Origin of the sequence: Sporosarcina sp. E16_3 (assembly GCF_017347125.1) — a bacterium.
Classification (GTDB): Bacteria; Bacillota; Bacilli; order Bacillales_A; family Planococcaceae; genus Sporosarcina.
Genome location: NZ_JADPRX010000001.1, coordinates 35,128 through 55,169 on the forward strand (window position 1 = coordinate 35,128; position 20,042 = coordinate 55,169).

At 40.4% G+C, this 20,042-nt stretch carries 20 protein-coding genes; all 20 read left to right on the forward strand.

Translation table 11 applies throughout. The annotated features are described in order from the left end of the window. Positions 1–78: 78 nt before the first annotated feature. The 20 genes from I2483_RS00180 (at position 79) to cyoE (ending at position 19,964) form a co-directional block, all read left to right on the forward strand. The gene (locus I2483_RS00180; protein ID WP_207173104.1) at positions 79–1,254 is read left to right on the forward strand and encodes an acyl-CoA dehydrogenase family protein; all 1,176 of its coding nucleotides are present in this window, start codon (positions 79–81) and stop codon (positions 1,252–1,254) included. Positions 1,255–1,290: 36 nt separating this feature from the next. Then, positions 1,291–2,145 carry a transporter substrate-binding domain-containing protein gene (locus tag I2483_RS00185; RefSeq protein ID WP_207173105.1) on the forward strand — a complete coding sequence of 285 codons (855 nt, stop codon included), beginning with the start codon at positions 1,291–1,293 and terminating at the stop codon, positions 2,143–2,145. A gap of 94 nt (positions 2,146–2,239) precedes the next feature. After that, positions 2,240–2,947 carry an amino acid ABC transporter permease gene (locus I2483_RS00190; protein ID WP_207173106.1) on the forward strand — a complete coding sequence of 236 codons (708 nt, stop codon included), beginning with the start codon at positions 2,240–2,242 and terminating at the stop codon, positions 2,945–2,947. Positions 2,948–2,959: 12 nt separating this feature from the next. Next, complete coding sequence (locus I2483_RS00195) at positions 2,960–3,673, forward strand: amino acid ABC transporter permease (RefSeq protein WP_207173107.1); 714 nt, start codon at positions 2,960–2,962, stop codon at positions 3,671–3,673. A 24-nt stretch (positions 3,674–3,697) separates the two neighbouring features. Next, positions 3,698–4,453, forward strand: a complete 756-nt coding sequence (locus tag I2483_RS00200; RefSeq protein WP_207173108.1) for an amino acid ABC transporter ATP-binding protein — start codon at positions 3,698–3,700, stop codon at positions 4,451–4,453. 374 nt (positions 4,454–4,827) lie between these two features. Then, positions 4,828–5,430 (forward strand): adenylyl-sulfate kinase, encoded by a 603-nt coding sequence (gene cysC / locus I2483_RS00205; protein ID WP_207173109.1) that lies wholly within the window; start codon positions 4,828–4,830, stop codon positions 5,428–5,430. A 351-nt stretch (positions 5,431–5,781) separates the two neighbouring features. Continuing rightward, complete coding sequence (locus tag I2483_RS00210) at positions 5,782–6,507, forward strand: phosphoadenylyl-sulfate reductase (protein ID WP_207173110.1); 726 nt, start codon at positions 5,782–5,784, stop codon at positions 6,505–6,507. Further along, positions 6,508–7,656: a sulfate adenylyltransferase gene (gene sat, locus I2483_RS00215; protein WP_207173111.1), complete on the forward strand. Its 1,149-nt coding sequence runs from the start codon at positions 6,508–6,510 to the stop codon at positions 7,654–7,656. A gap of 44 nt (positions 7,657–7,700) precedes the next feature. Then, on the forward strand, positions 7,701–8,483 hold the full coding sequence (gene cobA, locus I2483_RS00220; RefSeq protein ID WP_186670744.1) for a uroporphyrinogen-III C-methyltransferase: 783 nt from the start codon (positions 7,701–7,703) through the stop codon (positions 8,481–8,483). A gap of 20 nt (positions 8,484–8,503) precedes the next feature. Beyond that, positions 8,504–9,259, forward strand: a complete 756-nt coding sequence (locus I2483_RS00225; RefSeq protein WP_207173112.1) for a CbiX/SirB N-terminal domain-containing protein — start codon at positions 8,504–8,506, stop codon at positions 9,257–9,259. Between the two features lie 35 nt (positions 9,260–9,294). Beyond that, positions 9,295–9,441 (forward strand): YezD family protein, encoded by a 147-nt coding sequence (locus I2483_RS00230; RefSeq protein ID WP_082786557.1) that lies wholly within the window; start codon positions 9,295–9,297, stop codon positions 9,439–9,441. Between the two features lie 205 nt (positions 9,442–9,646). Then, entirely contained in the window at positions 9,647–11,473 is a 1,827-nt protein-coding gene (locus tag I2483_RS00235) for an assimilatory sulfite reductase (NADPH) flavoprotein subunit (protein WP_207173113.1), read from the forward strand. Between the two features lie 25 nt (positions 11,474–11,498). Next, positions 11,499–13,223 (forward strand): assimilatory sulfite reductase (NADPH) hemoprotein subunit, encoded by a 1,725-nt coding sequence (gene cysI / locus I2483_RS00240; RefSeq protein ID WP_207173114.1) that lies wholly within the window; start codon positions 11,499–11,501, stop codon positions 13,221–13,223. A 232-nt stretch (positions 13,224–13,455) separates the two neighbouring features. Further along, positions 13,456–14,079 (forward strand): NAD(P)-binding protein, encoded by a 624-nt coding sequence (locus tag I2483_RS00245; protein ID WP_207173115.1) that lies wholly within the window; start codon positions 13,456–13,458, stop codon positions 14,077–14,079. A gap of 23 nt (positions 14,080–14,102) precedes the next feature. After that, positions 14,103–15,032, forward strand: a complete 930-nt coding sequence (gene cysK / locus I2483_RS00250; RefSeq protein ID WP_207173116.1) for a cysteine synthase A — start codon at positions 14,103–14,105, stop codon at positions 15,030–15,032. 98 nt (positions 15,033–15,130) lie between these two features. Then, positions 15,131–15,973, forward strand: coding sequence for an ABC transporter ATP-binding protein (locus I2483_RS00255; RefSeq protein ID WP_207173117.1), 843 nt, complete (start codon positions 15,131–15,133; stop codon positions 15,971–15,973). Continuing rightward, positions 15,906–16,658 carry an ABC transporter permease gene (locus I2483_RS00260; RefSeq protein WP_186670737.1) on the forward strand — a complete coding sequence of 251 codons (753 nt, stop codon included), beginning with the start codon at positions 15,906–15,908 and terminating at the stop codon, positions 16,656–16,658. The genes I2483_RS00255 and I2483_RS00260 overlap by 68 nt, the downstream gene beginning before the upstream one ends. 36 nt (positions 16,659–16,694) lie before the next feature. Then, complete coding sequence (locus I2483_RS00265; RefSeq protein WP_207173118.1) at positions 16,695–17,699, forward strand: ABC transporter substrate-binding protein; 1,005 nt, start codon at positions 16,695–16,697, stop codon at positions 17,697–17,699. A gap of 111 nt (positions 17,700–17,810) precedes the next feature. Continuing rightward, positions 17,811–18,815: an aliphatic sulfonate ABC transporter substrate-binding protein gene (locus I2483_RS00270; protein ID WP_207173119.1), complete on the forward strand. Its 1,005-nt coding sequence runs from the start codon at positions 17,811–17,813 to the stop codon at positions 18,813–18,815. A 207-nt stretch (positions 18,816–19,022) separates the two neighbouring features. Next, positions 19,023–19,964 carry a heme o synthase gene (gene cyoE, locus I2483_RS00275; protein WP_255549997.1) on the forward strand — a complete coding sequence of 314 codons (942 nt, stop codon included), beginning with the start codon at positions 19,023–19,025 and terminating at the stop codon, positions 19,962–19,964. Positions 19,965–20,042: the final 78 nt, after the last annotated feature.

Consider the following 20,042-nt stretch of genomic DNA (forward strand, 5'->3'; position numbering starts at 1 on the left):
TCGGAGTTGTTAGCATAAGATAATCTATTAATGAAAAACGACTTAAATTCTAGTAAAAGTATAGTTGGAGGGGAACTTGTGATTAACCTATTTGTAAAAACGGAAAGTCAAAAGAGATGGCTTGAAAAGGTAAATGGGGTAGAAACAAAATTTAAAAATACATCTGCTCAAACTGATGAAGAGGCAATTTTTCCGGCAGAAAATATTCAAGATTTAATTGAAATGGGCTATACGAGCAGTACACTCCCACTTGAGTACGGCGGAGAAGGGCTAAAAGTCTATGATATGGTACTCCTTCAAGAAACACTAGCTAGTTTTGACGGCAATACAGCTCTATCTATCGGATGGAATCTTGGGGTTGTCGGAGAACTTTTTGACAAAAGCTTATGGAATGATCAAAATCTCGATTTCTTTGCCAAAGAAGTTCTGAACGGTGCCTTAGTAAATCGCTCTGTGAGTGAAGCACAAACAGGTAGCCCAACTAGGGGTGGACGCCCAGGAACAAATGCGGAGAAACAAGATGGTTCATGGGTATTGTCGGGGCGCAAAACCTTTACAACGGCTTCTCCAGTATTAACCTATTTTCTAACATCTGCCTGGATTGAAGAACAACAACAAGTAGGATTCTTCCTGCTGCACAAAGATTTAGAAGGTCTGACGATTGATCAGACATGGGACGTCATTTCAATGAGGGGAACTGGAAGCCATGATCTAGTTCTCAATCAAGTAAAAGTCGAAGAGTCAAAACTTGTTGAACTACCTGACAAACCAAGTGGTGCTCCGTTTAGTGGCTGGCTTCTTCATATTCCTGCATGTTATCTTGGAATTGCACAAGCTGCGCGTGATTATGCTGTTCATTTTGCAACTACTTATTCTCCTAACAGCCTGAATGGGCCAATTAGTCAATTGCCGAATGTTCAACAATTGCTAGGAGAAATTGATTTGGAATTAATACAGGCGAGGCATCTGATTTACAGTGTGGCGGAGGCTTATGATGATGAATCACGAAGGGGCTATCTTACAAATGAGGTTGCAGTTGTCAAGCATACCATTACGAATTCAGCCATTACGATTGTGGATAAAGCAATGAGAATTGTAGGTGCAAAAAGTCTTCAACGCACTAATCCATTACAGCGCTATTATCGGGATGTCAGGGCAGGTTTGCACAATCCCCCTATGGACGACATGACAATTAAGAAATTGGCATTAACTGCAATTGATGGAGTTAAAACTAAAAACGCTATCCATAGTTAAAATACATGGATTGAGGCGATCAAAGGGGATTTCATGATGAGAAGAAGAAGCGTATTTCAACTTGCGGCGATTGGTTTAGCAGTAACTACTATTTTAGCAGGATGTAACTCAAGTAAAGCGGCTGATGAGAATGAGTCAGACATACGAAAAGTAAAAGTCGCCTATGATCAGGCTTCAAAACCAATGTCCTGGTTGGATGAGAAAGGAAATGCAACTGGATATGATGTTGAAGTGATGAAATTAGTTGATGAATTACTTCCACAATACGAATTCGTGTACGTCGGAACGACAAGCGATGACCTATTGGTAGGTGTCGAACAAGGGAAATACCAGGTAGGGGTTAAAAATGCATTTTGGACACAGGAAAGAACAGAAAAATTTATCTTCCCGAAAGAATTTATCGGCTTAAGCAGTGCGGGTCTTGTACTTAAAAAAGAAAATGAACATATCAAGTCCCTGTCAGACTTCGCTTCTGCTGGCTTTTCGTTAGCACCAATTGCAGCTAATAACGCTCAATATACTGTAATTGATGAATACAATAAAGAAAATTCGGATAATAAAGTGCAGTTGAAAGCTGGAGATGCTTTCACAGTAGACGTTGTCCAGTGGGTGAATGAAGGACGCGTAGATGGAGGCGTTATCATAGAAGGGCCATTTGAAAAGCAAGTGACGGCTAAAGATGGTCCTTATCATAATCTGGTAGACGAGGTTGTTTACAATGAATTCGCGGTCATAAAAACATGGCCTTTGTTCAATAAAAAAGAACAGGAATTTGCGAATGCCTATGATCAAGTAGTTAAAAAATTGAAAGAAGAAAAGAAGACAAGTGAATTGAGCTCACAGTATTACGGCAGAGATTTGTTTGAAGTGTTGGATGCTGTAGAAAGATAACGCTTAGGATATCGAGGCTGTTGGGTGTGCGATATGCTCAACAGCCTTTATCAATCAAATCGTTTCAAATGGAATATGAAAGTGGGGCGAGTACATGGAAAAATATTTTGACGCATCATATATATGGGAGTCCATCCCACTACTAATTCCTTTTTTAAAAATGACATTTATGGTTGCAGGTCTTTCCGTACTATTCGGCACGCTCCTGGGTTTTATCTTAACGGCGGCGAAAATAGGGAAGAGTAAGTTTGCAAGGAAACTAGCGACTGGTTATACAACAATAATAAGGTGTACACCTTCTATCGTACTCCTTTTTTTAGTCTATTATGGACTTCCTGCAATCGGTGATCGTTTCGGTCTGAATTTAAACAATATAGACACAGCCGTATTTGTCATAATCACTTTTACCCTTCAATTTGCGGCAGCTATGTCTGAGGTCATGCGTTCAGCTTTTCAATCAATTGACAATGGACAATTTGAGGCCGCAGTAAGTGTTGGGCTAAGCAATTCACAAGCTTATAGAAGAATTGTATTTCCGCAAGCAATTGTAGTCGCATTACCGAACTTCGGGAACAGCCTGCTGGCTGTACTACAAGAAGGATCGTTAGCCTATACAATCGGCTTAATAGATGTTGTGGGAAAAGCAAATCTAATTATTGCTGGTAACTACAATGCACATGCTTTGGAAATATTTCTTGCATTAGCAATTATATACTGGATACTTTCAATAGCAATTGAACAGTTTTTCTTGAAATTAGAGCAAGTATTTAGTAAAGGGAAACGAGGATTAAAAACTGCGTAAAGAGGTGAGAAGATGTCTGAAGGATTAAATTACAAGTTTTTAATAGATACATTTTTTATCGCGTTATCAGGAGTACCTATAACGCTATTCATCACAATTGTAGCTTTACTCTTTGCGTTACCGTTAGGTTTTTTACTGGCATTAACAAGAATAAATCGAATTCCAGTGTTACACCGTTTTGCACAAGTATATGTTTCTTTTGTCAGAGGGACCCCAATTATCATTCAGATTTTCATCGTCTACAGCAGTGTCCCCTTATTACTAAGTTCGCTATTTACTAAGTTTAATATAGAAATGAATGTGTATGATGTGAATCCAATTTGGTACGCATTCATTGTTTTCTCTTTTAACACAACAGCAGTTCTGATTGAAGTTTTTCGTTCTGCACTAAGCACAGTGAGCAGGGGGCAATTGGAAGCAGCCCAGTCAGTGGGGCTAACTGATGTGCAAGCATATAGAAGAATTATAATTCCGCAGGCTTTGGTCGTTGCAATGCCAAATATTTGTACAGCGACAGTCAACCTGATCAAAGCAACATCTCTCGGGTATGCCATGTCATTACAGGAAATTACGCTGAAAGCAAAAGTGGCGGCGAACGTGGGCTATAATTACGTTGAGGCCTATATCGATATCTTTCTTGTCTATTTACTATTATGCAGTGCAGTCGAATATGCATTTAAACTGTACGAAAAACGTTTGAGTAAATATAAACCATCAGTCGTTTAAGCATGAAAAGGAGGGACACACAGCATGTTAGAAATTAAAGATGTCTATAAGTCATTCGGTAAAACTGAAATATTAAAAGGTGTTGACGTCACAATAGATAAAGGGGATGTTGTTGTTATACTAGGGCCAAGTGGATCCGGTAAGACGACATTACTCAGATGCATCAATTTTTTAGAAAAAGCTGATCAAGGTCGTGCTGTTTTTGGGGATATAGATGTAAATTTGGGAACTGCGACCAAAAAACAAATTCATCAAATTAGACAGAAAATCGCTTTTGTATTTCAAAGCAATAATTTATTCAATAATAAAACAGCTTTAGAGAACGTAACGGAAGGGCTTATTATTGGGAGAAAAGTTCCGAAAGCAGAAGCGGTTGAGATAGGGAAAAAAGCGTTGGATAAAGTGGGTTTGTCAGATAAATACGATGCCTATCCAAGTGAATTATCAGGTGGACAGCAACAAAGGGTAGGCATTGCAAGAGCCGTTGCTTTGAATCCAGACATAATTTTATTTGACGAACCAACTTCTGCACTGGATCCGGAATTAGTAGGAGAAGTGTTAACTGTTATGAAGAATATTGCAAGGGAAGGAACAACCATGTTAGTTGTCACGCATGAAATGGATTTTGCGAAGGATGTGGCAAATAAAGTGATTTTTATGGATGGCGGAGTCATAGTGGAGGAAGGAACACCCCATGAAATATTTGTGAATCCAAAAGAAGAACGAACACAGAAGTTTTTAAAAAGGGTGTTACCGGAAGATTTTACGTATCATATTTAACTGTGGACATGAGTACTTGGTACTAGTTGCGCGCATGACTTAGACACAATGCTACTGACAAATTATAGTTAACCCTTTTATATAGTAGGCAGAGCCTAGCAGGATATACACGAACCTCGTACGACAAGTAAGTAGACTACAGTTTATACAAATTGAATCTTATTTAAATTCAAACTAAACTAATAAGAATTATATTATATTCTGATAAATCGTTGACTTTGAATTTTTGATAATGTAATATTGGTCTCAACTTCATATATGCTAATTAGACAACTAAAGGCATCTTTCTACTCGGTTATTTGGATCGGATAAAAAGGTGTCTTTTTTGTATATAACAATCAACAGCGAAACAAATGATCTTAGGGGGGCAAACAATGACGGAGTCTACAAATATCGTTTGGCATGAATCAGAGGTAACAAAAGAAAATCGTCAAGAAGTAAAGGGCCATAAAAGTGCTATTCTTTGGTTCACAGGCCTATCAGGTTCAGGGAAGTCAACAGTTTCAGTAGCGCTAGAAACGGCGTTACATTCTGAGAGCATTCACACATATCGATTGGATGGGGATAATGTCCGGCATGGTTTAAATAAGAATTTAGGGTTTAGTCCAGATGATCGGACGGAAAATATTCGCAGAATCGGTGAAGTGTCCAAACTTATGGTCGATGCAGGTTTGTTGACATTAACGGCATTCATTTCCCCTTACCTGGAAGATCGAGATCGAGTACGCGAAATTGTCGAAGCTGATGAATTTATCGAAATATACGTCAAAGCCAGTTTAGCAACATGCGAAGAACGAGATCCAAAGGGATTTTATAAAAAAGCAAGATTGGGTGAAATTAAAGGCTTTACAGGGATCGATGCTCCTTATGAAGAACCTATTAATCCAGAAATAATCATTGATACTAATCAGTTAAGCATTGAAGAATCCGTTGAACGCATCGTTTCTTATTTAAAAGAAAATAACTATATCTGTTGAATATATGAATATCTGCCTAATTGAGCAAAGTCTATCCTATGCGGAGCAACGGATTTGAAGGGACATTGTCTAGCAATTTATAAATACTTTTAAACAACTACTAAACAGGTAACATATTAGTTGTTTAGGAATATAATGTCTTTAAACCTACTTGACACATAGGAATAATAAAGTTAGTATAACGCTAATCGCTAGCTGACTGGAAACCCAGAAGCTACTAGAAAATCGAGTACAAATGAAAAATTCGCTGACTAAAAAGTAGAGGCGACTTTAATCACTAATCGATTAAAGTCGTCTTTTTAAAAAGGAAAGAGTAATAGAATCATTATGTTTAGGGGGGAGAGAATTAGCATGGCGAAGTTGACGTACAAATCTTGGTCTGAGACTAGTGAAGTTTTTGCGATTGATGACGAGTCAAAAGGTGCGTTAAACGTATTGCGATGGGCTTACACGGAATACGATGATCTTGTATATGCGTGTAGTTTTGGGGTTGAGGGTATCGTAATGATAGATTTAATCTCGCAAATAAAACCAACTGCTAAAGTTGTCTTTCTCGAAACTGAATTTCATTTTCAAGAAACGCATACGCTAATTGATGAAGTGAAAAAACGTTATCCAAAGCTGGAAATTGAAATGAAAAAGCCTAGCTTAACGGCTGAGGAACAAGCTGACAAGTATGGCGATCGACTGTGGGAAAGACAGCCGGATCGTTGTTGTCATATGAGGAAAGTAATTCCGCTCCGAGAAGCGATGAGCGATACGACCGCTTGGTTATCCGGACTTAGGCGCGAACAATCACCATCAAGGAGTCAGACAAACTTTGTGAACAAGGATGAAACCTTTCAATCGATAAAAATTTGCCCGCTGATTCATTGGACGTGGACAGATATTTGGGATTATGTAAAAAAACATAACTTGCCCTATAATCCACTCCACGACCAAGGCTATCCAAGTATCGGTTGCACACACTGTACATTTAAAGGGGATACAACGACGGGGTCGAGGTCAGGGCGCTGGGCAAATCAAACAAAGACAGAATGTGGCTTGCATCAACCTAAAGAAAATGGGGGAATTTAAATGAGTTTGAGTCAACCGCATGGCGGTACATTAATTAATCGCTGGAATCCTGATTTTCAGTTCGAAGGGATAACTGAAACAGTTGAATTAGATGAAATTGCAAGCAGTGACTTGGATTTGATTGGTACGGGTGCTTATAGCCCGTTAAGTGGATTTCTTACAGAAGTGGACTACAATTCTGTTGTTGCAACAATGAGATTATCTACTGGAGTACCGTGGACAATTCCGATTACATTGCCAACAACAGAGGTGAATGCACGAGGTATTGCTGTTGGGAACTTTGTGAAATTGGAGAGAGATGGAGTTATCTATGGTGTTCTTGAAGTATCGGATATTTTCACACCAGATAAGGAAAAAGAAGCTGAACTGGTTTATCAAACGACAGACCGTGAGCATCCTGGCGTGAAGAAGTTGTTTGAACGTCCGAATGTCTATCTTGGCGGAACGATCACGCTGATTCAGAGAAGACCACTGGATGAGTTTTCGGAGTACCTATATGACCCCATTGAAACAAGGCAAAAGTTCCAAGAGCTCGGTTGGAAAACAGTCGTTGGTTTCCAAACAAGAAACCCGGTTCATAGAGCACATGAGTATATTCAAAAGACTGCATTGGAAATTGTAGATGGATTATTTTTGAATCCACTTGTGGGTGAAACGAAATCGGATGATATTCCAGCAGATGTACGCATGGAAAGCTATGAAGTATTACTAGCAAACTATTATGCGAAAGAGCATGTGTTTTTAGGTGTATTTACAGCGGCAATGCGTTATGCGGGACCAAGAGAAGCTGTTTTTCATGCGATGGTCAGAAAGAATTTTGGTTGTACACACTTTATCGTCGGTCGTGATCATGCGGGTGTTGGTAATTATTACGGGACGTATGATGCTCAGAAAATATTTAGCAACTTTACGCTTGAAGAACTTGGGATTACGTTATTATTTTTCGAGCATAGCTTTTACTGCAATAAATGCGGCAACATGGCAACACCTAAAACATGTCCGCATGATGTCAGCCACCATGTAATCTTGTCGGGCACAAAGGTGAGAGAAATGCTTCGTAACGGAGAACAACTGCCATCGACATTTAGTCGACCCGAAGTGATCGACGTATTAATTGCAGGAATGCAAAAAGAAGAGATCCATTCATAACGATGAATCTATTATAGAACTGCGCGGTGAGAGGAGAGATGAAAATGGGGAAAGTATTTATAGTTGGAGCTGGACCTGGAGATGTTGATTTAATCACCGTTAAAGGGATGAAATGTATTCAACAAGCGGATGTCATCTTGTATGATCGTTTAATTAATAAAGAGCTACTTACCTATGCAAAGCCGGGAGCGGACTTGATTTATTGCGGAAAACTCCCAAACTATCATGCAATGATTCAGGAGACGATTAACCACTTTTTAGTGAAATATGCGAAGCAAGGAAAAATCGTCACACGCTTAAAAGGTGGAGATCCATTCGTTTTTGGAAGAGGTGCTGAAGAGGCAGAAGTTCTTGCGGATAATGGAATTCCCTTTGAGGTGGTTCCAGGAATTACAGCTGGGATTGCAGCTCCTGCTTATGCGGGTATCCCAGTCACACATCGCGATCTCAGTTCGAGTTTTGCGATTGTAACGGGCCATATGCGTGCTGGAAAAAGCGATTCCATCCATTGGGAGAGTCTTGCGGTCGGGATTGATACCTTAGCGATTTATATGGGTGTCGGAAACTTACCTTATATTTGCGAGCAACTGACGAAGCACGGCCGACCTGAGAGCACGCCAGTAGCACTGGTTCATTGGGGAACGACAGAAGCGCAGTATACAATTACAGGTACACTTTCTACAATTGTGGAGATTGCGAGAGAATCCGAAATTAAAAACCCAAGTATGATCATTGTCGGTGAAGTTGTGAAGTTGCGGGAGAAGATTCAGTGGTTCGAACAAACGGGATTGAACCAAAATAGCATTAAAGAAGTATCTGCATACTAACAGCTAAAGGGGGAATCAGCGTGCAGGCTGTCTTATATGTGGGCCACGGTAGTCGGATTAAAGCAGGTGTCGAAGAAGCCATTCAGTTTATCAAGAGTAGTCAATCAATGATCGATGTTCCGATTCAAGAGATTTGTTTTTTAGAACTGGCGGCACCAAGCGTGGATGAAGGGATTACGAAGTGCGTGGAACGCGGTGCTACTAAGATTGCCGTTGTTCCTATACTTTTATTAACTGCGGCGCATGCAAATGAAGATATTCCATTTGAAATCGAAGTGGGAAAAATCATGTATCCCGATATCGAATTTACATACGGCAAAGCATTTGGCATTCATCCAAAAATTGTTGATAGTTTATATGAGCGTGTTGTTGAACGACAAGTAGCGATTGCAGAAGATGCTCAGGTGTTAATCGTAGGTAGGGGGAGTAGTGATCCCGCAGTCAAGCATGATTTAAATGAAATTGCACTGCTTCTTGCTGACAAGTATTCCTTCAACAAAGTAACTGTTTGTTTTCTTTACGGAGCGGAGCCTCATTTCGATGAAGCATTGCTGCAACTACAGCAAGCACCTCAAAAGCAAATTTTCATTATACCGTACTTGTTATTTACAGGTATTTTAATGAATGGTATTGAGAAAAAAATTATGAAACAGTCTACTCCTGGTAAGCATCTAATTCTTTGTGAAAATCTTGGTTATCACAAATATGTTCAGGATGTACTTGTTGAACGGGTGAATGAGTTACTTGAAAAAGAACAAATCAGTCTGCCCTTTTAATGAAGAGACTTTGTCTGAAAGGATGAAAAGGGATTATGGAAAAACGTGAACAAAATCTTGAACTTACCATTGAAAATGTTAAAAAAATGCTGAGTACGATGAATTATGGATCTATCACATTGGTTATTCAAGACAATGTTGTAGTTCAAATAGAGAGAAATGAGAAAATTAGATTAAAATAATTGTTTACTCTTTTGATAAAGTTAATCTTCAATCAGTGGGGGTTTTCTTCATCCCTACTGATTGTTAGTTTAACCATTCGGGCTTTTACGGGCAGTTGATCCCCCACTGATTCTAATCTTGTCCTCGAAAACTTGAAGTGGGGGTCTTACTGCCCGTTAATGCGGGATAACTGTGTAAAATACTATTTTTGTGGGGTGGAAAACTTTGGCGCTTCAAGTGATAAACAGTCCTTTTAATCAGCAACAGGTAGAACTACTTAATCAACTTTTGCCGATACTGACAGAGACGCAACAAATCTGGTTGGGCGGCTACCTGAGTGCAAGTCAATTAGTTACGCAATCAAATGCGTCAGGCAGTGTGGCCGTACTGGAAGAACCAGCAGCGCAAGTAGACGTCAGCTCAAAAGAGGTGACAATTCTCTACGGATCTCAGACTGGCAATGGGCAAGCTTTGGCGGAAAAACTGACGAAGAATTTAAAAGCAGTAGAGTATCAAGTAAGTCTTGCTTCTATGAATGAATTCAAACCGAATGCACTCAAGAAAATCGAGAATTTACTACTTATTGTAAGTACACATGGCGAAGGTGATCCACCAGATAATGCATTGCCATTCCATGAATTTCTTCATAGTAAAAGAGCGCCAAGATTGGAGAATCTGCAATTTTCGGTCCTGTCATTGGGAGATAGTTCTTATGAATTTTTCTGCCAGACAGGTAAACAATTTGATGAACGATTACTTGAGTTAGGTGCAAAACAGCTTAGTCCACGAGTCGATTGCGACTTGGATTATGATGAATCTGCCGCGGAATGGTTTACGAATGTTTTAGCTACATTAAATGAACTACAAGAAAGCAGTTCTACAACTGTTCAACAAACGGTCAACAAGGTAATTGAGGGACAACTGGAGTATTCTCGAACAAATCCATTTAAAGCTGAGATTCTAGAAAACTTTAATTTAAATGGCCGTGGATCAAACAAAGAAACGCGTCATCTTGAGTTATCACTTGAAGGATCGAACCTTGAGTTTGAACCAGGAGACAGTTTGGGCATTTATCCAGAAAATGATTTTGGATTAGTAGATACCTTGATTGAGGAGATGGGCTGGAATGCTAGCCAAGAAGTTAAGGTCAATAAACAGGGTGAGCTTAAGCCATTGCGCGAGGCTTTGATTTCTAATTTTGAAATCACTGTATTGACGAAACCATTGTTACAAAAAGCAGCACAATTTACCGCAAACAATGAATTAAAGGAGCTCTTGGAACCAGAAAGAGAGCAAGAATGCAGGGATTATCTTTATGGTCGAGATCTATTGGATCTAGTGCGTGATTTTACACCATGGGAAGTCTCTCTAAGTGGTTTTGTCGCAATATTACGTAAAATACCGGCGCGACTATATTCAATCGCTAGTAGTTCAAAAGCGAATCCAGATGAGGTACATCTCACGATTGGAACTGTTCGTTATGAGGCACACGGTCGTAATCGGGTAGGTGTCTGTTCAGATGTATGTGCTGTACGTGCGATACCAGGAGATCATTTACCTGTATATGTTCAGCGTAACTCGAACTTTAAATTACCAGCAGATCCTAACACGCCTTTGATCATGATTGGACCTGGTACTGGAATAGCACCGTTCAGATCTTTCTTGGAAGAACGCGAGGAGATTGGCGCTGAAGGGAAAACATGGTTGTTCTTTGGTGATCAACACTTCGTTACTGACTTCCTGTATCAGGTTGAATGGCAGCAATGGCTCAAAGAGGGCGTATTGACGCGAATGGATGTTGCATTTTCCCGTGATACGAAAGATAAAGTCTATGTTCAACACCGAATGATAGAGAACAGTCAAGCTATTTTCAAGTGGTTAGAAGAGGGGGCAGTACTCTACATTTGTGGTGATGAAAAGCATATGGCAACTGACGTCCATGCTACTCTGGAAAAAATCATTGAAGAAGAGGGTGCCATGAGTTCTAAAGAAGCATCTGACTATTTAGCAGACATGCAACAGCAGAAACGTTATCAACGTGATGTCTATTGAAACAACTGTGAGAGGAGCTAGTTAAATGACGAAAAAAATAATTCTACCGCCACAATCAGGAACACCAAGTGATGTTGAGCGGATTAAAAGTGAGAGTAATTATTTACGAGGATCGCTTGTGGAGACGCTTGAATATCCAATCAGTTCGGGGATACCCGACGACGATAATCGATTGATGAAATTCCATGGCAGCTATTTGCAAGATGATCGGGATTTACGTAATGAACGACAACGCCAAAAATTAGAACCGGCATACCAGTTCATGGTTCGAGTTCGTGCTCCGGGCGGCGTTGCAACTTCAGCACAATGGCTGATGATGGACGATGTTGCTAATAAATTTGGCAATGGAACGTTGAAATTGACAACCCGCCAGTCATTCCAAATGCATGGGATTTTAAAGTGGAATATGAAGGAAAACATTCAGGAAATTAACGCAGCGTTGATGGATACACTAGCGGCTTGTGGTGATGTGAACCGGAATGTGATGTGTAACCCAAACCCTTACCAATCGGATATTCATGCTGAGGTTTATGGCTGGGCTCAGAAACTCAGTGATTATCTTTCACCTCGGACCAATGCGTACCATGAAATCTGGCTCGATGGTGAAAAAGTAATCGACAGTCAAGAAACAGAGGAAGAAATCGAACCATTGTATGGCGCACTCTATTTACCAAGGAAATTTAAAATTGGTGTGGCAGTTCCTCCTAATAATGATGTTGACGTCTTTTCACAGGATCTTGGTCTAATTGCCATTTTAGAAGAAGGTAAATTAGTAGGATTCAACATTGCAGTTGGGGGCGGCATGGGGATGACACATGGGGATACAGACACCTATCCTCAGTTGGCACGAGTGATTGGATTCTGTACAACAGATCAGATTATCGAAGTAGCCGAAAAAATCATTACGATTCAACGTGATTACGGAAATCGTTCTGTTCGAAAGTATGCCCGTTTTAAATACACAATTGATGCTCGTGGACTTGATTGGGTCACCAAAGAACTCAATGAGCGATTAGGCTGGGAACTTGGAACCGCGCGTGATTACTTTTTTGAACATAATGGTGATCGTTATGGTTGGGTAGAAGGAAGCGATGGCAATTGGCATTTCACGCTCTTTATCCAAAACGGTCGAATCCAAGACTTGGATGATTATCCAATGATGACAGGGTTGCGCGAAATTGCCAAGATTCACACAGGAGATTTCCGCCTTAGCCCAAACCAAAACCTAATTATCAGCAATGTTACGATTCAAAATAAGAACCAAATTGTCGAACTGATAGAACAGCATGGATTGACCGATGGGCAGCATCATTCCGCATTGCGTCGGAGTTCAATGGCTTGTGTTGCTTTTCCAACTTGCGGGCTAGCAATGGCTGAAGCTGAACGTTATCTGCCTTCCCTACTAGATAAGATGGAACTGATTTTGGATGAAGCGGGATTGCGTGAAAAAGAGATTATCATACGTATTTCAGGTTGCCCGAATGGTTGCTCTCGTCCCTCTTTAGGAGAAATCGCCTTTATCGGTAAAGCCCCCGGAAAATACAATATGTATCTAGGTGCTGGCTTTGTCGGAGATCGGCTGAACAAATTGTACCGAGAAAACATTGGAGAAGAAGAAATTCTAGACCTGCTTAAACCACTATTTTTCCAATATGCGAAGGAAAGACATGAAGGTGAGCATTTCGGTGATTTTGTTATCCGTGCAGGACATGTAAAAGCTGTTCAATCTGGATTGGACTTTCACGATTAATAAGAAAAGCGCAAGCGCCTTGGTAGTCCCGAAAAGCGCTGGAGGGCCTTAAGTTAAAGGCGCTCTTTGCCTTTACCTTAAGGACTGAAGCGACTTGAGGGGCTAGGCGCTGGAGTCTAGACACTGCTCCAAGTGGAAAACTTATACTTTCTTATCTTTTAAAAAAGCTAAGAAGGACCGCTAATTTTATGGTCTTTTTCAGAATAACTAAACAGTGGCAGGTGAAAAAACCATGAAATTCTACCCAATTATGTTGAACGTCGAAGACAAAGCTGTAGTAGTAGTTGGTGGTGGTCTGATCGCCTACAGAAAAATTGTCGGCTTGCTACAAGCAGGTGCTAATGTAACTGTGATTAGTCCAGTGATTCATTCGAAAATAGAACAACTCTTTATCGAGAATAAGATTGCTTGGAAAGCTAAATTGTTCGAACCGAATGATCTTGATTGCGCATTGGTTATTATTGCAGCAACAAATAATGAGATGGTGAATACATTCGTTGCATCGTCTGCTGGTAAGGATCAACTGGTCAATATCGTTGATAATCCAGGGTTAAGCACTTTTCATGTCCCTGCAAAGTTGACCAGAGGGGACTTAACGATAAGTATTGCAACTGGAGGAGCGAGCCCGACACTAGCTAAAAGCATACGTGATGAACTCTCTGAAATTTACGAAGATTCTTATGGAGATTATCTTGAATTTCTAACACTGTCGAGAGAAAAAGTGAAACACTCTATGTTAGATCAAACAATAAAAACCAAATTACTTAAAACAATCACCAGTGACACGTACAGGCAATCTATCAACATGCAACATGCTTTTTTAGAATTGATTGGCGGATACCAAGACAAATCCTGAATGTAGTTGGGAGGACGACCAGCATGGGAGTCGTAAACAATATAGCTGAATTAATAGGGAATACACCGCTTGTTAGATTAAATAGACTTCCAGATCCACAAGGTGCAGCTGTCTATGTGAAACTTGAATATTTTAATCCAAGCGGAAGCGTAAAAGACCGGGCTGCTTACAATATGATTGTCGAAGCAGAAAGAAGCGGGAAATTAGTGGCGGGTGCAACGATTATTGAACCGACATCAGGCAATACAGGAATTGGTTTGGCGATGAATGCTGCAGCAAGAGGTTATGGCGCAATTTTCGTCATGCCGGATAACGCAACGATTGAACGCATTAATTTAATGAAAGCATACGGTGCTAAAGTCGTTCTGACACCAAGTGAAGATAGAATGCCAGGTGCGATTGCAAAAGCGAATGAATTAGCAGCACAAATTGTAGGCAGTTTTATCCCCATGCAATTTGAAAACGCCGCAAATCCTGATATTCATCGGACAACAACGGCTGTTGAAATTAGCGAAGCGATGAAATCGATTGGAAGAACGCTTAATGCTTTCGTTTGTACGTCAGGAACGGGAGGGACGGTAACGGGTACCGGAGAAGCACTTAAAGAACTTAATGATAGAATCTCAGTTCATGTTGTTGAGCCCGCCGGATCACCTGTGCTATCGGGAGGAAAGCCAGGAAAGCATAAGCTTGTCGGAACGAGTCCAGGTTTTATTCCTTCCGTTTTGAATACGAACGTCTACGATGAAATCTTTATGATACAAGATGATGAAGCTTACGAGACAGTACGTGCTGTAGCGGCGAATGAAGGGATTCTCCTAGGCCCTTCAGGAGGCGCGGCCATATATGCCGCGTTAGCCGTTGCTAGGCGATTGACTCCGAATGATACGGTCGTCTGTATTGCACCTGATTCTGGTGAACGCTATTTATCAAGCGATTTGTTCGAATTTTAATACCTATATAAACTTAGCGCAGCAGCGAATTCAGTGGAGTTCATTATCTCAACCATTATAGAATTACTTGTGGGAAATTTCAGGAGAGGGGTATTTGAATGTATTTAACAATAGATGGCATTGTCAAAAGTTTTCCACATAAAGAAAAAGGGCATGTCAAAGTGCTGGATAATATCTCGTTAGACGTGGAAAAAGGACAGTTTGTTTCGATTGTCGGTCCTTCTGGTTGCGGGAAGTCTACATTGCTCTATCTGATTGCTGGTCTTGAGAAGGCTGATCAAGGGGAAATTCGGATTGCTGGTAAAGTAGTGACGGATCCTGGACCAGATCGTGTCGTCGTTTTCCAGCAGGATGGATTGTTTCCGTGGTTAACGGTTCTTGATAATGTCACATATGGCTTACGTTTAAAGGGTTTGCCCAAAAAACAGGCAGAGGACAAAGCGAGAGAAATGTTGAAAATGGTTCATTTAAGCAACTTTATTGATTCCTATCCTCATCAGCTGTCCGGGGGTATGAAACAACGTGTTGCTATCGCACGCGCCCTTGTTATGGAACCCGCAATTTTACTGATGGATGAGCCGTTTGCGGCACTGGATGAGCAAACCAGAATGGTGTTACATAATGAGCTGCTTGAAATATGGCAAAAAACGAAGGTGACAATCTTTTTCGTTACGCATAACATTCGGGAAGCAGTCCTTTTATCCGAAAAGATTGTCGTTTTTGAAACACGCCCTGGAAGAATCAAAGAGATTCATTCTTCAACGACAATGAAAGATGGTATTATGCCAAACGATGTAACGTTTCATTTGGAAAAACAGATATTGGCATCACTGCAAGGTGAAATTGAGAAAGTGTTAAAGGAGGAAATGGGGGATGACTACATTTTTAAGACGAACCCTCTTCATCGGGATTCTAGCGGCGATATGGGAAGTCACATCTAGATTATCAAGTTTGCCCGATTTCATGTTTCCAAGTCTCAGCCAAGTATTGCATACTCTTTACACAGGTATTGTAAGTGGGCAAATAATGACTGCAATCCTAACGAGCATGAGCCGTCTATTAATAGGGTTTACAATTGCGACAGTCCTCGGTCTCTTTTTAGGCTATCTTATATGGCGTTCTAAGTTAGTGGAAGACACACTTGGATTTCTTGTCACAGCATTGCAATCGATTCCGAGTATTGTCTGGTTCCCACTTGCAATCATATGGTTCGGTTTGAACGATTTTTCCATTCTATTTATTGTCACAATCGGCGCCACATGGACAATGACAATCAATGCGACGAGTGGTTTTAAAACTGTGCCAAGGCTTTATCAACAAGTTGCTAAAACATTAGGGTCTAGCGGTTTTCACTTTTTACGAACAGTTATTATGCCAGCATCTGTCCCACAGCTCATAGCCGGATTACGAATCGCCTGGGCATTTTCCTGGCGCGCGTTAATGGCAGGGGAACTTCTTGGTGGCGGTGGTGGGCTTGGATATCTCTTGGAAATGGGCAGATCACTTGGACAAATGGATTTGGTTATCTCGGTAATGATCATCATTGGTGTTATCGGTACAATTATGGATAATCTGGTCTTTTTACGTCTGGAGCGCAGTGTGCAGAAAAAATGGGGAATCAGTTAAGGAATGATAAATAATGACAGATGGGGAGAGAACGGAATGAAACGTAATTTGTTCTTACTTGGGCTTATTTCTTTAGCTTTATTGGCAATTGTTGCTGGCTGTGGAAATACAGAAAAAGGAGCACAAGACAGTAAAGAAGTGAACATTGGTTATTTCCCGAATTTAACACATATCGCTACAATCGTTGCGCTAGAGAAAGGTTATTTCACTGAAGCGTTTGGAGAAGATATAAAAATCAACACAAAAACCGTCAGTAACGGTGGCTTGTTTATGGAGGCAATGGTGACTAAATCAATTGATGTGGGAACAGTAGGGCCTGGTCCATTACTGAACTTCTACGTAAAAGATCCCAGCTACCATATAATTTCAGGTGCTGTAAACGGGGGAGCAGTACTGGTTGCGAGTGAACATAGTAATATTAAAGAACTTGCAGATTTAGACGGGAAGAAAGTTGCGATTCCTGTAATCGGAAGTACCCAAGACGTCATGTTGCGTAAGGCACTGAAAGATGTTGGTCTGAAGCCGACGTCAAATGGCGGCACAGTCGAAATGTTTGCCGCAGCACCAGCTGATACAGCAACGCTCTTTGTCCAAAAGTCAGTGGATGCTGCAGCAACACAAGAACCATGGGGTTATATTTTGGAAACACAGGCGAACGGTCAATTGTTGTTAGACTGGGAATCATTCGCTTGGGGTAAAGAATCGACGAATACAGTGGTTGCGGCAAGTAAGAGGTTTTTGGAAGATGAAGAACTTGTGAATGCTTATCTAACAGCCCATGTAAAAGCAGTAGCGTTTATTGAGCAGAATCCTGAAGAAAGTCAAAATCTTGTTAGTAAGCATATCAAAGAATTAACAGGAAAAGAGATTGACCAAACTGAACTCGAAGCCGCGTTTAAGCGTCTGAAAGTAACAACATCCGTCAATGAAGAAGTGATTCAGGAGATGGCTGATATCAGTAAGGAAGCAGGGTATGTCACTAGTAATGATATTGATGGCTTAATTCAATTGGAACAGTTGAAGTCAATAGAAGCGAAATAATAAACGTAAAGCGCTACTGATTTAGAAGGATTAGAAACATCATTATGATGTTTCTAATTTCATGGCGTGCGTTAAGGGGTTATTTATAGATACAGATGGGGAGAGAAAAGGATGAAACGTAAATTTTTCCTACTTGCGATTATTTCCTTAGTTGTATTGAGTACTTGTTCTGCATGCGCTATAGCAGAACAAGGAGAAAAAGGCAGTAAAGTAGTAAACATTGGTTATTTCCCGAACTTAACGCATATCGCTACAATCGTTGCGCTGGAGAAAGGTTATTTCACTGATGCGTTTGGAAAAGATATTAAAATTAACAAAAAGACCCTCAGTAACGGAGGCTTGTTCATGGAAGCGATGGCCACTAAATCCATTGATGTGGGAACAGTTGGCCCAGGTCCTGTACTGAATTTTTACGTAAAAGAACCAAACTACCATATAATATCAGGTGCTGTGAATGGCGGAGCAGTCCTAGTTGCAAGTGAGCATAGTGCTATTAAACAGCTTGCTGATTTGGACGGGAAGAAAGTTGCGATACCGGGAATTGGGGGTACTCAAGACATTATGTTGCGTAAAGCGCTAAAAGATGTTGGTCTTAAACCTGCAGCAAATGGAGGGACAGTAGAAATGTTTGTCGTGGCACCAGCTGATACAGCAACGCTATTTATTCAAAAGTCTCTAGATGCTGTAGCAATACCGGAACCGTGGGGCTATATTCTGGAAACACAGACGAATGGTAAGTTGTTATTGGACTGGGAATCATTCGCATGGGGGAAGGAATCGACCAATACCGTAGTCGCAGCAAGTAAGATGTTTATGGAAGATGAAAAATTGGTGAATGCCTACTTAACAGGTCATGTAAAAGCAGTTGAGTTTATTGAGCAAAATCCAGAAGAAAGTCAAATTCTTTTTATTAAACACATCAAAGAATTAACTGGAAAAGAGATCGACAAAGATGAACTCGAGGTCGCATTTAAGCGTCTAAAAGTAACTACTTCTGTCAATGAAGAAGTTATTCAGGAAATGGCTGATATTAGTAAGGAAGCAGGATATATCCCTAGCAGCGACATTGAAGGCTTAATTCAATTGGATCAGTTGAAGTCAATAGCAGGAAAATAATGAAATGCTTCTTAATTTAGGAGGATTGGAAACATCAGTATGATGTTTCCAATCCTTTTTTCTTGCAGTTTTGAAAATGTCACAAAGCTTTCCTTTGTCTTACTTGAAGACTAAGAGTAAAATGGAGTTAAGTATGCCAGTAACTGAACGAAATGCGAATCCACCAAATTGGAAAAGCACCTGGCTTTTTTGAGGAGAGACGAATTTATGACTAAAGTAATGGATCCTTCTTGGGAGAAGGTTGATGAAAAAACTGTTTCGAAAGAACAAAATATCACCACGCTATTCGCTGATCTTAAATCTCTATTTAAGGCGATAGTCTTAATCTCTAATGTGCTACCCGTCCTAACAGGATTTTGGTTAGCGCTCTATTTTACGAATGGAACTTTTTTAGCAAACTGGGATGTATTTTTATTAACGATTTCAGGCAGTACACTCGTTATGGCTGGGGCGCTTATCTTGAATAATTGGTACGACGTCGATATCGATACAGTAATGGAGCGGACCAAAAACCGTCCTACAGTTACTGGGAACTTTTCTCTTAAATTTGTCTTTAGATTAGGAATCACATTATCTCTAGGAGGTTTAGTACTTCTAGCTTTTACAACAATTGAAGCGGCTATCTACGCATTTATTGGATGGTTTACGTATGTTATATTGTACACAATGTGGTCAAAACGTCGCTATACGTTGAATACAGTCATTGGCAGTGTGTCAGGTGCTGTGACTCCTTTAATCGGATGGGCTGCAATTGCACCAGGTTATCATATCGTCCCAATCGTACTGACGCTTATCCTGTTCATTTGGCAAATGCCGCATACGTTCGCTATTGCCATGAAGAAAGTGGAAGAATATAGTTTGGCAAAAGTGGCGATGCTTCCAGTCGTTCACGGATTTAATTTTACAAAGCGGCAAATGGTTATCTATGTTGCATGCTTACTACCATTACCATTCTTTTTAGGGTCGCTTGGTACAGTATTTGTAGTTATCGCCACTTTGATGAACCTTGGCTGGTTGACTGCAACTATCGCCGGATTTTTCACTAAAAACGATATGAAGTGGGCACATCTGATGTTCATGTGTTCCGTGAATTATGTGGCTATCTTGTTTACACTGATGATTCTTGTTACTTTGCCCGTTTTTAGTTAAACTTACGAATTGATGCAGCAACTCGTTTCAATTAAATAAGGGAGAGTCCTACCAGTAGATAATTTACTGATAGGACTC